The sequence below is a fragment of the Paenibacillus sp. FSL R7-0204 genome (assembly GCF_038002225.1).
Taxonomy (GTDB): Bacteria; Bacillota; Bacilli; order Paenibacillales; family Paenibacillaceae; genus Paenibacillus_AQ.
Window position 1 is genome coordinate 4,981,891 of the sequence record NZ_JBBOCA010000001.1, and the last position, 13,701, is coordinate 4,995,591.

Here is a 13,701-nt window from a genome sequence, read left to right on the forward strand (position 1 = left end):
CCCCAAAACAATGATCTAAGCAGGATCATAATTGATATATCCTAACATACCGGTACACGCCAATAACCCCCTCCGGGTGGAGAGGGTCTAATTGAAATAATTGTTAATAACTACTGATTAGAAGCCGAGGCTTCATCACTCTTCACACAGTCAATGGCAACTACAATCGCGATGATGATCGCCTCCAGCTCCTCACTCAGCACTTGCACACTGTAGCTGTCGCCCCAGGTGAACCACTTCTTACTCACTTCTCCGACGACGGCCCCGCGCTGCAAAACCTGGAAATCCATGTCCCACCAGTTCCCGTATACCTCAATATCCGCCGAATCTATCGAATAGCGCGCCTTGAAGAACGACAGCTCCTTCTTAATCGTCAATACCTCACGGCCATCCACTTCCACGAAGAACTTGGGCAGGAAGCTGAACACCTTCTTCGTAATCTGCGCAACTTCCCTTCCGCCGGCATTCATAACCGAGAAGGTCTTGGGAATCCGCATGAAGCTGCCCTCCACGTAATACACATCCTGCTCCTGCTCATTCTTCACCGTGAACTTCTCGCCTATGCTGAATACCTTTTGCTTGATGTAGAGTTGTTTCATGGTGTGTCCCCTCCAATCTTCTTTATATTTCTTACCCGCAAACGGAGATATAACTCTAGCTTAACCCTATTTTGGCTAAGGTGCATGTGCCTTTTTTAACTAAATCGCAGCAATTTAATGGCACATCATATAATGCATATCCGCCAAATTCACCGGAAAGACCTGATCGGCTTCGGCCGTGAGCTGGACGGCGCCGAGAATATCTGCATCCTCTGGAATCGGCCCGTCTCTCTTACCATTCAAACGTCACTGTAACCTCTGTTCCTTCACTTAGAGTGAATAGAATATATTTCCCCCGTGAGTCCTGCACCACATCCGCCCTCTCCCCGTTGATCCGGGCCTCCGTCCAAGGAAGTCCCGCGCTTAACCGGATGACATTGTCATTCCTGTGGGAACGCAGTACCAGATGCACCGATTTTGCAGGAAGATTCCAGGTTAATGTCTTGACTTCAGCCCAGGTTCTTGCCATAAGCCCATGTATGGAACCCGTCAGCCAATCGGAGGGCAACGCTGGCAGGACCTCTATTTCGCCTGTATTTGAGAATAACAGCGCTTCATTAACAGCTCCCACGGTACCGAATAAGGTATCCGTACAATAACAGTTGCATCTTCTGTTAGTATCATGATCTGTCATTAAGGAGCTGTAATAAGCCGCATCGCTCATCATTGGCAGAAGTGATGCGAGTACTCCGTCACCATTTTTCAACCTGGCTTGCACCAGTGCCTTATGCATCCAGCCGTGCCCTGCTGTATCATCGCCGGTATTCAACCGGTCTCTATTATCAATCGCTATCTTCGTTGCCCGTGTCAGCGCAGGATCGGTTTGTGTCTCATAAGCAGGCCATGCCGGATACAGATGGCTCAAATGACGATGGTTGTTATTTTCTGTGTATTCATTCATTGCCCATTCGCGCAAAGCACCATCGTAGTCATATTTATAATCCGGCAGCAGCTCAAGTAATGCCATCCACTTAGCGATAGCTGCTTCATAACCCTCGCGTTTGACTTCCCTTTCCATTGCAATAACCATAGAGAGACCATCCCGTGCAGCTGATATATCCATCGTGGCATTCGCCGTAATGGTGCTGTTATACCCGATAGGATGGTTTTCCGGAGAATATGCAGGAATAATCATGTATTTCTCTCCCGGATTCAACTGCGCTTTTCCCTGCTGATAACAGGCCTTCCCGTTAATATCCGTGTAATATTCCGGTGTGCAGATCTGCTCCCAAAAGTTGGCCTGCCTGGTAAGCAAGGGGAGCAGGACATCTGCTGCAAGATCCAGATAACCTTTGTCCAGCAGCTGGGTGAACTCCTCATCACTCATGCCTCCATCTTGTACACTCAGAATGGGCTGAAGCTCATGAATCCGCATCTTATCATGAAGGGGTATCTGCTGATTCCCGTAGCATTGCCAATATTCATAAATGGGCACAAGGCACCAGCTTGCCCCGGCATTCCAGTATTCAAACGGATAATCATTGTCATATTCGACATGCATTGCCCGGTCCCCGTCAGAGTTAACGGAGACCTGAATTGCATCGTGCATCCCGTATGCCATCCGCGCATTAGCTTCAAAGTCGGGAGTATTCCGGAGGAAAAATGTAATATACCCGAGCGGCGCTTGAGTTAAATGACCAGTATTCATGGCAGCCACCTGCAGATTCACATTGGCATCCAGCGTATAAATCCCCCGCCAGCCAGGATTCCACTCCCCGGTCCACATTCCATATAAGCGTGGTGCGCTTGAGCCGCTGCAGCAGATCAAGGCATATCTCCCCTGGTTGTATACCTGCTCCAAGAAAGCATGATGGATTCTCGTTCGGGACGCCTTCTGCGTGTTGATCAACGTTACATTGTCTGCGGACTTGTCGCCTTCATCGCCTGCAAGAGAGAAACGTACGGCGTTAAATTCTGCGGCGTGCTTCCGGGCATGAGGCGCAAGGGCTGTATTGTAATCGAAGATGCCCGAAGCGTCCTGATATTTTACCGCAACAGCATTCGTATTCTGCAACAGACCATCAACGATAGCATAGCTCGTCTGGTCTGCAAAATCACCAATCTTACCCAAATTAAAGGTCCGGTCCGACTGCGTAATTAAGTACACGGCTTCCGCACCGGTCACTTGAATCGCCGGATTCTGGTCTGCTCCGACATTCATCAGTTCATTCGTGTCTGCAAGCAGCACTCTCCTGCGTGTTCCATTAATGACCACAACCCGGGTCAAGCCGGCGTATCCCCCATCGGCCAGCTCGCTTCCCGGGTAGGAAGGGTAATGGGCCACCTGTGCGATATAGTCCGCATTCGGATCAACCAGCTTCTTGTATTGGAGTGCTGTCACCTCGGTCGCCCCATCCTGCGCTTTGTACATCCCCGAAATGTCATCAATCGAAATGATCATGTTGATCTTGGTACCGGCCGACGATTGCGAGATCTTCGTAACCGATACATTGTCTTCCCTGGACGTAAAAGAGGTTCGGATCCACTCGCCGCCTTCATCGGAGTAGCGCACGCCGGTTTCCGCTGTCTCATAGTTGGTCCATCTTTCATAACCGGACACGGTTCCCTTATTCATGGCGCTTAACCGGAGCTGGTGCCCCGGATGAAAGCTGTAGAGAAAGGTTCTTGCCCTGGTAGTCCCGTCCGCAAATGTAATCTTCCATTGATCATTAAGCTGGAAGACATTTCTCCTGGCCTCGGCCAGCTGTCCGGTCAATTCTTCCGGAATCACTCGCGGATCGCCAGACGGATAGTTGAACCACATATATTGATAAATAAAGCTGTCCTCATACGGCGCTCCCGATGTGACATATCCGTTCTCCCCGTTTCCGCTGACCATTCCGTCCCGCCATGCCCGGCCGGGATTGGACGCTGGGATCTCCGTATAGGTGCTGGCATAATTCCCTTGTTCGTACAGGCGTATAGATTGCAAATCATTCTTCATGCGATAATTCTCCCTCCCCCTCATTTGCCTCTATTATAAAGAAGACCTGGCTTCAAGCGGCATTCACAGAAACGACAGATTCCTGCTTCGCATGTCGCAATTTCGCAGATCTGTTATAATGGGGGCACAGCCTTGAATGAGGAGCGGATAACCCATGAATTTACCGCCGATTCACCTGGAGAATATGAACCTGAGGATTACTGTCGGAGGACTAACACTGAATGTGCCCTATATACTGTTCGGCACGTTTCACCGTTCTTTTCCCGAGCATATCCACAGCAAACGAAGCTATGAACTGCATTATGTCCCGGAAGGGCAAGGTACGCTGATCGCGAACGGCCACAGTTATCCGGTCACCCCCGGCACCTTGTTCATGACAGGACCTGATGTCGTCCATGAGCAGATTACGAATCCTTCAGACCCCATGTCGGAGTACTGTATCTGCTTCGAGCTGCTGGAACATAAGCCGGCCCGGGATCAGAAGCTTGATAGCATCACTGGAGCATTCGTACAGACAGCATTCTGGATCGGCCAGGATACACAAAACCTGATGCCGTTGTTTGAGCAGCTATCCTTCGAGACTACCCGCAGATTCATCGGCTATCACCGGTATGTAGGCACCCTTCTCGAACAGATTATCCTCAAGCTGATCCGGAACTACAGGGGTGACCAGCCGGATGTCTCTGTCCCACAGGCCCCCCTGCAGACACTGGACGACACCCGGCTGGCTGCCATCGAACACAGCTTTCTGTATCAATACCGCTTCATTACCGTACAAGGGCTGGCGGACACCTTAGGCTTAAGTGTTAGACAGACGGAAAGAACGATCAGACAATTTTACGGCATGACGTTTACTCAGAAACGTACTATGGCCCGGTTAAATGCAGCGGCTCATTACCTGACCATGACCGCCATGACCATCAGCCATATCGCAGAAACGGTCGGTTACTCGTCGCTTGAGCAATTTTGCTCAGCTTTTAAGATACAGTATGGAATGCCTGCGGGCAGGTACCGGTTATTACGTTCTGCTCAAATCTAAACATAGTATGAATAAGCAAGGATTATAGGTATTGACAATTTGTTGAAGCGATAATAACATATGTTACATAACAATTGTTATTTTTATTTTTTTGTTGAAGGAGTTGAGAAAAATACCGCCAAAAGCAGAAGTTACTCGAGAAGATATCTCCCTTGCAGCATTCGAACTAACCCGCCAAGCCGGATTTGAAGTGCTGACAGCCAGAAATATCGCGGTAAAGCTAAAATGTTCTACTCAACCTGTCTATCGGTTGTACAAGAATATGGAAGAGGTCAAGGAAGACATATACAAACGTGCTGTTGATTTCGCATTAAATGAGATCAAAAAATACAACAATGAGAAGAATGAACCAGCAATGAACTTGGCAGTAGGTTGTTTATTTTTTGCTCAAGCTGAGAAGCATCTGTTCCGATTGTTATTTTTATCTGAGTACAGCAGTGACTACACCAGGAATAATGATGATCTGCTCACAGAAGAGATATATCAGGCATTCCTCCAGTTAGATCCTGAGCTATGTAGGATGAGCAAAACAAAAGCCAGGGAAATGTTTAAGAAGCTTTCGGCATATTGGCTCGGAATTGGAGTTATGATCCACATGGACTCGCAGGAACTAACCATTGACGACGCGATAGTCATGCTTGAAGAAATGTATTCTATATTGAAATGTAGTGTACTTTCTAAAAAATAATTACTGAAGAGGAGAATCATGATTACATTTCTGACTCATTATTATAGACAGGGTGATACACCGTTCCGCAGCCTATCTGCATTAAGTGATTCTGATGCAATTCAAGTTATGGAGTCTTTATATGTAGATAACCCGGTAGCCGATAGATTCAAGGAACCTGCCCAATATTTGTATAATAGACGGCAAGCTGAACATTGGGTAATGAGTGAATTCATAGCACAAGGGGGAAATCCCCAAGAAAATTATCCACTCTACGCAGTGCTGGGCTACTCTCAATGGATGGAAGATAACTTGTCTGCCCTTGAATTAAGCAGAGTTCGTGTTCCTCTCAGTGTTTTTTCGCACCAGGATATCAGCTTCACTTATCCCGATAGCATGGTTACCTATTGGCTGGGAGCAGATAAGGAATCTGCTCATTACCAATCACAGTATCATGGGAAAATCTTTACTCTCTCCGACTTAGAGATGTTAGAGGATATTTACGGTGTACCAGAGAATAAAGGCAGAACTTCACTTTGGGAAGGTATGGGCCCTTATATTGAATACATCGAAGCTCAAATCTGGAATCCACAGCCACTTTACGATTACTTAAATTCAAAATCATTTTAACTAAACTTAAAACACGACAGCATCAAATTACATGCTGTCGTGTAAATGTGAATGAGAATTCACTATTGCTCTCCAATCATCTGCAGCTCAATCTGCTTCATACGGTACAAGTAGCCCTTTTGCTCCATTAGCTCCGCATATGAACCTGTTTCGATGACCCTGCCTTGCTCCATGACGATAATCCTGTCCATACCTTCCAGTCCGGTAAGCCGGTGGCAAATGAGCAGTAAAGTATCTCCGGCGGACTGTTCGTAGAGATGGGTTAACACGCGCTCTTCCGTTACATAATCCAGCGAAGAGGTCGGTTCATCCAGCAGCCATAACCGCCCTTTGCGGAGCATAACCCGCGCCAGAGCCAGACGCTGCTTCTCGCCGTCGGACAGGTTCTCTCCTTTTTCGAATACAACATCGGTTAATGCCACATCCGGCAGTTGGGCCTTCGCGAGAGCTTCTAACAATGCTTCGTCAGACTGTTCTTCTCCATTCAGCAACAGATTGTCTCGAACCGTTCCGCGGAAAAAATGACTTTGCTGCAATACGACATTAGAGGCTTCCCAAATGCCTGTCTCATCCAACTCTTGTACCGAAACACCGTTTAAACGTATGTCCCCGGATACAGGCGTGCGCAGTTTGAGCAGCAGATCAACTAGGGTTGATTTGCCGGACCCGCTCGGTCCGACCACTGCCGTTCTGGAGCCTGCCGTGAGCTGCAGCGACACCTCTGTCAGCGCGGGCCGCCACTCCTCTTCATATTGGAACGTAACGCCGGACAGCTCCACCGAGACAGCATATCCTGCCGGCAGGGTGCGGCCCGGCTGCACAGGTAAGTCACCGGCAGGCATTACGGTTTCAGTCAGCCTTTTGGCCGCGTGCTCGCTGTCTTGCTTATAGACAGGCAATGTAGCCATGGCCGCTGCTTCTTCGAACACCGTCTGTGAGGCCATAACAAGCATCGCTAAGAATACGCCTGCCAGCGCACCTTCCATAATTAGATAGGCCCCTAGCGTCAGTACACCCCAGGAGATAAAAAATGTGACAAAGGTGTGCATCGCCTGTCCGCGTAACAGATGGCCTGCTGCACGCTGCTGCTCTGCTGTCAGTGCTGCCGAAGCCGCCTGAAGCTGCTGCTCCCGCTGCGGCAATTGCCCGTACACCTTCAGATCGCGGTAGCCATACAATACCTCGGTGACTTCCGTTGACAGCAGCGCCCGCTGCTTACGGACGCGGCCGTGTATCGCCCGCTGGCCCAGCAGTACGATTCCCGGTACAACCCATGCGGTCAGCAGCATTCCTGTTACAAACAAGCAGGCCATCCAGAATGAATAGGAAGCACTGAACACCATGGTTGCCAGAAACACCGTGATGACGATCACCGGCGGATAAGCAACACGCAAAAAATAATTCTGCAGGCTCTCTACATCCCCGACAATCCGCGCAAGCAGATCTCCGCTGCGGTTCTTATTCAATATACCGGGCGTTAACGGGATCAGCCGGGCAAAAAAGCCTGTGCGCAAACGGCTAAGCATGGAAAAGGTAGCTCTGTGCGAATACAGGCGTTCCCCGTAACGGCTTGCCGCGCGGAGCAGACCCAGCAGCTTGACCAGCGCGGTAAGTACGATCAGGGTATAGAGCGGCGGCATGAAGACCGTCTGTGAAATCAGATATCCGCTCGCGGAGAAGAGAGCCACACCGGCTGCGCCGGCAATAAACCCTCCCAGAATCGACAGGAGAATATCCTTACGCTCTGCTATCATGGCCTTGGACAACATCGCCAGCTCGTTCATGCTGAACCTCCTTTTCGCTGCATATCAACCATCTCGGCATATTGCGGCACACATTCAAGGAGCTCCTCGTGAGGTCCTGCCGCCGTCAATACTCCATGGTCCATAAACAAAATGTGATCCGCTTGCCGGATCGTATATAACCGGTGTGCGACTGTAATCATCGTGGCATTTTTGGCCAGCGCTGTTATGGAGCTTTGCAGGATTTGTTCGGTCTGCAAGTCGAGGCCTACTGTAGGCTCATCGAACAAGATCAGAGCCGGACGTTTCAAGAATGCCCGCGCCAAAGCAAGCCGCTGCTTTTCCCCTCCCGACAGTCCCCTGCCGCCTTCCCCGACGTAAGTGTCCAAACCCTGCTCTAGCCCGGCAACAAGCGCTACAAGTCCCGCTTCCTCTGCGGCCTGCCTGATTTCTTCCCTGGAGACCTTACGTCCGGCACCGATGGCAATATTCTCAGCAAATGTCCCGGCAAAAATATAAGGATGCTGTGTAATGTAGCTGACCTGCTCAAACCACGAGTCTTCCTCCCACTCTGTCAGCGGGCTTCCATTCACCAGCACTGTCCCGGATACCGGCTTCAGCAGTCCGGCAATGAGATGGAGCAAGGTTGTTTTGCCCGAGCCACTGTGCCCGACAATCGCAACATGCTCTCCCGGTCCTATGGAGACGGGTCCGGCCTTAAGCTCAAATGAACCGGGTGCATAATGGAAATGCACCTCATTCAGCGCAATGGAGGGCGGCATCTTGAAAAGCTTGGCTGAGGACTGCCCGCCCCCTTCCGGCTGTGCACCGGTGCCGCTGCCTATTTCCGCAAGCATCTGCTCCACCTTACGGACCGCCCCCATACTGGTCCGCCCGCTGTGAAAAGCGGTTCCTGTATTCTTGAGCAGGTTAAAGAACTCGGGAACAAGCAGCAGCACAAGAAAGGCCGTGTGGAACGGCATCGATTTGAATACGAGCAGTTGAATAGCCAATTCAAGGGCAACAATCCCGATGCTCAGCATGACGATGGATTCCAGCATAAAAGTATTCGTAAAGGCAACCTTCAAAATATCCATGGTCGCGTCACGGTAACCCAGGCTGCTGCGCTCAATCTGCTGCTGCTGGCGGCGGGATTGTCCAAATATTTTCAACGTCACGAGCCCTTGAAGCGAATCCAGGAACGTACCGGAGAACTCTGCAAGCTGCGCATATTTCTCTTCGGATTTGTTCTTCGTTTGCAGTCCCACCAGAATCATAAACAGCGGGATGAACGGTGCCGTAAACAGCAGAATGAAGCCGGTATTCGCATGTAAAACAAACGTAACCGCCAGAATCAGAACCGGGATGATCGCTGCTTCCACCATCCGCGGCATGTAGTGACTGAAATAGCTGTCCGCCTCGTCCACTGCATCCAGAGCCACACTGACCTTCCCCCCTGTCTGCCCCCGCAGCGTTGAAGGCATGGAGGCACGGGTAAGCTTCTGCAGCACGGCTGAACGCATATTTGCCTTAGCGGCGGCTGCCATAGCCAAGCCTATTCTTCCATTTCCGTATAACAGCAAAGTGCGGATCGCCATCACTGACAGCAGAAGAGCGAGCAGCAGAGCAACCGAGGATAAGGAAGCCTTCTCCACGAACACCCGCTGGACCGCTTCCGCCAGCAGCCCGGCCTGACTTACAATCGCAATGCCGAGCATGAGCGACAGGAGGGTCAGCATAACAAGCCGTTTTCGTTGCCCCGACATTTGCTCAGCGATCAGACTTGTTTTGCTCTTCATTTATTTCTTTCCTTTCACATAGTCTGCGTCAAAGAGGAACAGCTTGAACACCAGAATCAGGGAAGGAATGAGCAAGCACATACCCCCGATGAACACAATGACCAGCGCCAGACCCATAGCCGGTGAAGTGATGCTGTTCTCAAGCGTAATGAACGGGTCCAGAATATAAGGATATTGCCCGATTCCGTAAGCGAAGAAGGCGCATAGGAATTGCAGCATGATGCTTATGAACGCCAACCCGTAACGGCGTCCGCTGTACAGCAGCCACATGGCAAGCATGAAGAAAGCAACAGACAGCGCAAGCAGCCACCATAAATCCATCATATTTTGAAAATGCCGCTCATTGTGCTGGCCCAGATAAATAAAGGCCGTCAGCGCGATAACAATGGTCGGCGTGCTCCAGAACAGCGCATAAGTACGCATAAGCTTCAGCGCGGGTTGATCCTCTGCCCGGGAAGCATAAAAGGCCAAAAAGGAGGCGCTGATGAACAACACAGATACAATCGCCAAGCCTACAATGCTCCAGGATAACGGGTTAGTGAACAATGCCCAGTAATCCAGAGACACGGTCTCTCCCCGCTTAAAGATAAAGCCGCCTTCCGACAGGGTAAGTGCCACTGACAAGGACGCGGGAATCAGCAGGCCCGAAGCGCCGTACAGGAACAGATATACGATGTTATTCTTGGAGCCGTAATTCTCGAACGCATAGAACGAACCGCGGATCGCGATCAGGATAAGCGCAATGCTTCCCGGAACAAGTAGCGCCGAGCCGTAATAATAAGCGGTATCCGGGAAGAAGCCGACAAGTCCAATATAAAAAAAGACGAAAAAGACATTCGTAATCTCCCAGACCGGCGATAAGTAGCGGGAGATCAAACGGTTAATCAGATGATCCTGCTTCGTCAGCCGGGCATAAAAGGCAAAGAACCCGGCTCCAAAATCAATAGAGGCCACAATTAAATAGCCGTATAAAAACAGCCAGAGCACTGAAATTCCAACCAGCTCATAACTCATTTTGCGTGCTCACCCTTTACTGTTGATTTGCCGCCGGGATGCTGATTCCACTTCTCCATCTCGGTTTCTGCCGGATTGTCCTTGAACATGCGCCGCAGCACAAGCACACATACCGTGCCTAACAGGATGTACAGCAACAGGAATACAAAAAACAGGATCCTTACGCTCGGTGATGTCGTAGCCCCCTCTTCTACACGCATGTATCCCCTTAAGATCCAGGGCTGCCGCCCGATCTCAGCGTAGAACCAGCCTAGCTCGACTCCCAAAAAGGCAAGCGGTGCGCCTAACGCGATCGCGCGAAGCAGCCATTTGTTATGCTCATTGCGTTTTTTCCAGAAGACAAACAGGAAGTACAGGAATGAAATGCCTAATAGGGCAAACCCGACACCGACCATCAGATCGAATAAATAGTGAACCAGGAGCGGCGGCTGCTCATCCGCAGGGAATTCATTCAGACCGGTCACCTCTGCATTGAAATCGCCAAAGGCGAGGAAGCTGAGAAATTTGGGAATGTGCAGTGCGCCCAGCACCTCATGCTCGGCGTTAAGCCACCCCATCAGAATCAGATCGGCTCCGCTTTCCGTTTCAAAATGCCACTCCGCCGCAGCCAGCTTCTCCGGCTGATGCTCAGCCAAAAATTTCGCCGACGTATCTCCAGCCAGAGCGTTCAGCAATCCAAACACCATCACCACAGCCATCATCAGCTTCAGCGCTTTTTTATGGTATTCCGAGACTCCCTTTCTGAGGAGTGCAAACGCGGCGATACCCGCCAGCAGTGCGGCTCCGGTCAGATAGGCAGAGCTTAAGACATGGAACACCTTGGAGAACGTCGCTGTATTCAGCATCGCCTCCACCGGATTCACCGCTGTGAATTGCCCTCCGGCCATAGCAAAGCCCTCAGGCTGATTCATGAACCCGTTTACGGTCGTGATAAAAACAGCGGACATCCCGGCACCGGCAACAATCGGGATCGTAAGAAGCCAGTGGATATACGGCTTCTTGAACCGGTCCCAGGTGTAGAGGTAAATGCCCAGGAAGATCGCCTCAAAAAAGAAAGCAAACACTTCCATAAATAACGGGAGCGCAATCACGTTACCGGCCAGCTTCATGAAATTAGGCCAGATCAAGGCCAGCTGCAACGAAATCGCCGTACCGGTCACCACGCCCACGGCCACAGAAATGACAAACCCGCGGGCCCATCTCTTGGCCATCAGCGTGTAGTGAGGGTCTTTTTTGCGTATGCCCATGAATTCAGCAATGGCGATCATCAGCGGAACCCCAACGCCAATTGTTGCGAAAATAACGTGGAACCCCAGTGTCAAGCCTGTCACCAGTCTGCTCCACAGCACGGTATCGATGCCCATTACGTTAGTGCCTCCTTATAAAAATCGTGGATATTTTGAATTATTATATCTTTAATTTTAAGTAAATCGGCTCCGGTCACCTTTTTGCCTTCAAACGTTCATGAAAGCATCAACTCTTTATTACATCTTGGTGAATACAGCCGAAACTACTCTATCGGGCTATTGTTTGATAGAGAATAACATGCTACGGGACTGTCCAGTAATAAAAACAGCGGCAATCTAAGACTCAATAAATAAAGTCTTAAACTGCCGCTGATCCTATCAAGAGCAGAATCCCCTCAGACCGGACTGCCAGTCTTCTTGAAGTACTGCTGCACCAGAAAATTCATGATCTCGCCGGGTTGTTCTCTGGAGAACTCCGCCTTGTCTGCGAACAGCATCCCGTAAGGTGCTTCCGGGGTGTACGGCTCCCAGTGCGGCAATGCTTCGCCTGTCGAATCTTGTCCGTTCGGGTCGCCGGTACGGATGAAGTGGGCGGTATAATTGCACATCTGGCGGGCCAGATCATAATGCTTGCCGACAAACGGCCGCCAGCACTTGGCCAGCGTCTCGAAGAAGAACCACAGATCCACCGAGTGGAAGGTGCCCGGGTTATCCCATCCCGGAATCTCCGCATCGAAATTATAGTAATAGAGCGGGGTTTCGCTTCCGGTATCCGCATTCGCCTGCCCGGCGATCCGGATAGCGTGTTCGAACCCGCTTACCGATGCCCGCTCCGCCGCTTCCTGAACCGCATCCGGCCTTGCGCCGCTAAGCTTCAGGAAGGTCTCCGCATCCTCCCCGAACATGTCCGCCGCAAGCTGCTTGAGCTCCCCGTAGGACTGCACCTTCGGAGTGCTGAAGAACTCCGAGGAGGTATGGCCGAGCATAACCGGCACCTTCAAGCGTCTATTCTGCACGAACAGATCGAACGGATTCCCCACCTGGAACTTCTGGTCCGCAACGGTGCCCCAGAACCCGCCAAGCGCTACTGCCTTGTCCCGCAGATAGACCGCATCCAGCTTCCGCGCTTCCGCAAGTGTGGATACACCCAGGTACTTGAAGAACTCGATGCCATCCTGCTCTGCCTCCTGCAGTGTCCCCCGGAGCGGCGGCAGCAGGGTTCCCGGATACAGGTCCGTGAAGATACCGCTTTCAACAATTGCCCGCTGAAACAATCCTTCGTTCTGCGGAGAGGTAAGCTGGCTCATGACACTGCCGCCGCCCGCTGACTGCCCGCCGATGGTGATGTTGTCGGGGTCACCGCCGAACGCAGCAATGTTGCGCTTCACCCAGCGGGTAGCGGCCTGCTGGTCAAGGTTGCCGAAGTTAGCGGGCGACTCCGGCGATTCCGCCGTAATCTCAGGATGGCAGAGGAAGCCGAAGATATTCAGCCGGTAGTTAATCGTCACCACCACAATCCCTCTGCGGGCAATCCGTTCGCCGTCGAACTCCATCTCTGCCGGATGGCCCACCTGCAGCCCGCCGCCGAAATACCATACATAGACGGGTAGCTTCTCGTCCGCCTGTTTGGCCGGGGTCCATACGTTCAGGTACAGGCAATCCTCGCTCATCGCAATGTCAGGCTCCACCGCCCACTCACGGGTATAGATATTGTTATCATCCAGCTCCTGTCTGACCTGCATGGAGACCGGTGCGAACTCGTGGGCCTGAAGTACACCCTCCCAGTCTTCGGCAGGCTGCGGTGCCCGCCAGCGGTTCTCGCCTACAGGCGGAGCAGCAAACGGTATTCCCTTGAAGCTCGTAATCCGGGGATCGGCTGCGGGCAAGCCTTTTACCGTGCCATTCTCCACATTGACCATTCTAAGCATATTACCGTCTCCTTTACATCCACATCGTTGCTTACCCCCAAATTCTAATAGACCCCTTGCCCCAAAACAATGATCTAAGCACGGCCGTAATT

At 51.2% G+C, this 13,701-nt stretch carries 11 protein-coding genes; 3 read left to right on the forward strand and 8 right to left on the reverse strand.

Annotation, left to right across the window (positions count from 1 at the left end):
* Window positions 1–110: 110 nt before the first annotated feature.
* From MKX42_RS21985 to MKX42_RS21995, 3 genes are all read right to left on the reverse strand, one after another.
* Window positions 111–599 (reverse strand): LURP-one-related/scramblase family protein, encoded by a 489-nt coding sequence (locus MKX42_RS21985; RefSeq protein WP_340754605.1) that lies wholly within the window; start codon window positions 597–599, stop codon window positions 111–113.
* A 114-nt stretch (window positions 600–713) separates the two neighbouring features.
* Entirely contained in the window at window positions 714–842 is a 129-nt protein-coding gene (locus MKX42_RS21990) for a hypothetical protein (protein ID WP_340754607.1), read from the reverse strand.
* Window positions 832–3,543 carry a glycosyl hydrolase family 95 catalytic domain-containing protein gene (locus MKX42_RS21995; protein ID WP_340754608.1) on the reverse strand — a complete coding sequence of 904 codons (2,712 nt, stop codon included), beginning with the start codon at window positions 3,541–3,543 and terminating at the stop codon, window positions 832–834. Before MKX42_RS21995 ends, MKX42_RS21990 begins: the two co-directional genes overlap by 11 nt.
* Window positions 3,544–3,697: 154 nt before the next feature.
* On the opposite strand from MKX42_RS21995, the gene MKX42_RS22000 reads away from it, so the two are divergent.
* The 3 genes from MKX42_RS22000 (at window position 3,698) to MKX42_RS22010 (ending at window position 5,879) form a co-directional block, all read left to right on the forward strand.
* Window positions 3,698–4,582 (forward strand): AraC family transcriptional regulator, encoded by an 885-nt coding sequence (locus MKX42_RS22000; RefSeq protein WP_340754609.1) that lies wholly within the window; start codon window positions 3,698–3,700, stop codon window positions 4,580–4,582.
* A 103-nt stretch (window positions 4,583–4,685) separates the two neighbouring features.
* Complete coding sequence (locus MKX42_RS22005) at window positions 4,686–5,270, forward strand: TetR/AcrR family transcriptional regulator (RefSeq protein ID WP_340754610.1); 585 nt, start codon at window positions 4,686–4,688, stop codon at window positions 5,268–5,270.
* A gap of 18 nt (window positions 5,271–5,288) precedes the next feature.
* Entirely contained in the window at window positions 5,289–5,879 is a 591-nt protein-coding gene (locus MKX42_RS22010; RefSeq protein WP_340754611.1) for a hypothetical protein, read from the forward strand.
* 62 nt (window positions 5,880–5,941) lie between these two features.
* On the opposite strand, the gene cydC is transcribed toward MKX42_RS22010, so the two are convergent.
* The 5 genes from cydC to MKX42_RS22035 form a co-directional block, all read right to left on the reverse strand.
* On the reverse strand, window positions 5,942–7,663 hold the full coding sequence (gene cydC, locus MKX42_RS22015; RefSeq protein ID WP_340754612.1) for a thiol reductant ABC exporter subunit CydC: 1,722 nt from the start codon (window positions 7,661–7,663) through the stop codon (window positions 5,942–5,944).
* Window positions 7,660–9,420: a thiol reductant ABC exporter subunit CydD gene (cydD, locus tag MKX42_RS22020; protein WP_340754614.1), complete on the reverse strand. Its 1,761-nt coding sequence runs from the start codon at window positions 9,418–9,420 to the stop codon at window positions 7,660–7,662. The genes cydC and cydD overlap by 4 nt, the downstream gene beginning before the upstream one ends.
* The gene (locus tag MKX42_RS22025) at window positions 9,421–10,434 is read right to left on the reverse strand and encodes a cytochrome d ubiquinol oxidase subunit II (RefSeq protein ID WP_209878021.1); all 1,014 of its coding nucleotides are present in this window, start codon (window positions 10,432–10,434) and stop codon (window positions 9,421–9,423) included. It abuts the gene before it with no gap.
* Window positions 10,431–11,798 (reverse strand): cytochrome ubiquinol oxidase subunit I, encoded by a 1,368-nt coding sequence (locus tag MKX42_RS22030; RefSeq protein WP_209878019.1) that lies wholly within the window; start codon window positions 11,796–11,798, stop codon window positions 10,431–10,433. The genes MKX42_RS22025 and MKX42_RS22030 overlap by 4 nt, the downstream gene beginning before the upstream one ends.
* A gap of 278 nt (window positions 11,799–12,076) precedes the next feature.
* The gene (locus tag MKX42_RS22035) at window positions 12,077–13,609 is read right to left on the reverse strand and encodes a carboxylesterase/lipase family protein (RefSeq protein ID WP_340754616.1); all 1,533 of its coding nucleotides are present in this window, start codon (window positions 13,607–13,609) and stop codon (window positions 12,077–12,079) included.
* Between the last annotated feature and the right edge of the window lie 92 nt (window positions 13,610–13,701).

What these genes read in the sequence shown, in the direction of transcription:
- MKX42_RS21985 (WP_340754605.1), bottom strand. Translation starts at nt 599, where the DNA reads ATGAAACAACTCTACATCAAGCAAAAGGTATTCAGCATAGGCGAGAAG.
- MKX42_RS21995 (WP_340754608.1), bottom strand. Translation starts at nt 3,543, where the DNA reads ATGAAGAATGATTTGCAATCTATACGCCTGTACGAACAAGGGAATTAT.
- MKX42_RS22000 (WP_340754609.1), top strand. Translation starts at nt 3,698, where the DNA reads ATGAATTTACCGCCGATTCACCTGGAGAATATGAACCTGAGGATTACT.
- MKX42_RS22010 (WP_340754611.1), top strand. Translation starts at nt 5,289, where the DNA reads ATGATTACATTTCTGACTCATTATTATAGACAGGGTGATACACCGTTC.
- cydC (WP_340754612.1), bottom strand. Translation starts at nt 7,663, where the DNA reads ATGAACGAGCTGGCGATGTTGTCCAAGGCCATGATAGCAGAGCGTAAG.
- cydD (WP_340754614.1), bottom strand. Translation starts at nt 9,420, where the DNA reads ATGAAGAGCAAAACAAGTCTGATCGCTGAGCAAATGTCGGGGCAACGA.
- MKX42_RS22025 (WP_209878021.1), bottom strand. Translation starts at nt 10,434, where the DNA reads ATGAGTTATGAGCTGGTTGGAATTTCAGTGCTCTGGCTGTTTTTATAC.
- MKX42_RS22030 (WP_209878019.1), bottom strand. Translation starts at nt 11,798, where the DNA reads ATGGGCATCGATACCGTGCTGTGGAGCAGACTGGTGACAGGCTTGACA.
- MKX42_RS22035 (WP_340754616.1), bottom strand. Translation starts at nt 13,609, where the DNA reads ATGCTTAGAATGGTCAATGTGGAGAATGGCACGGTAAAAGGCTTGCCC.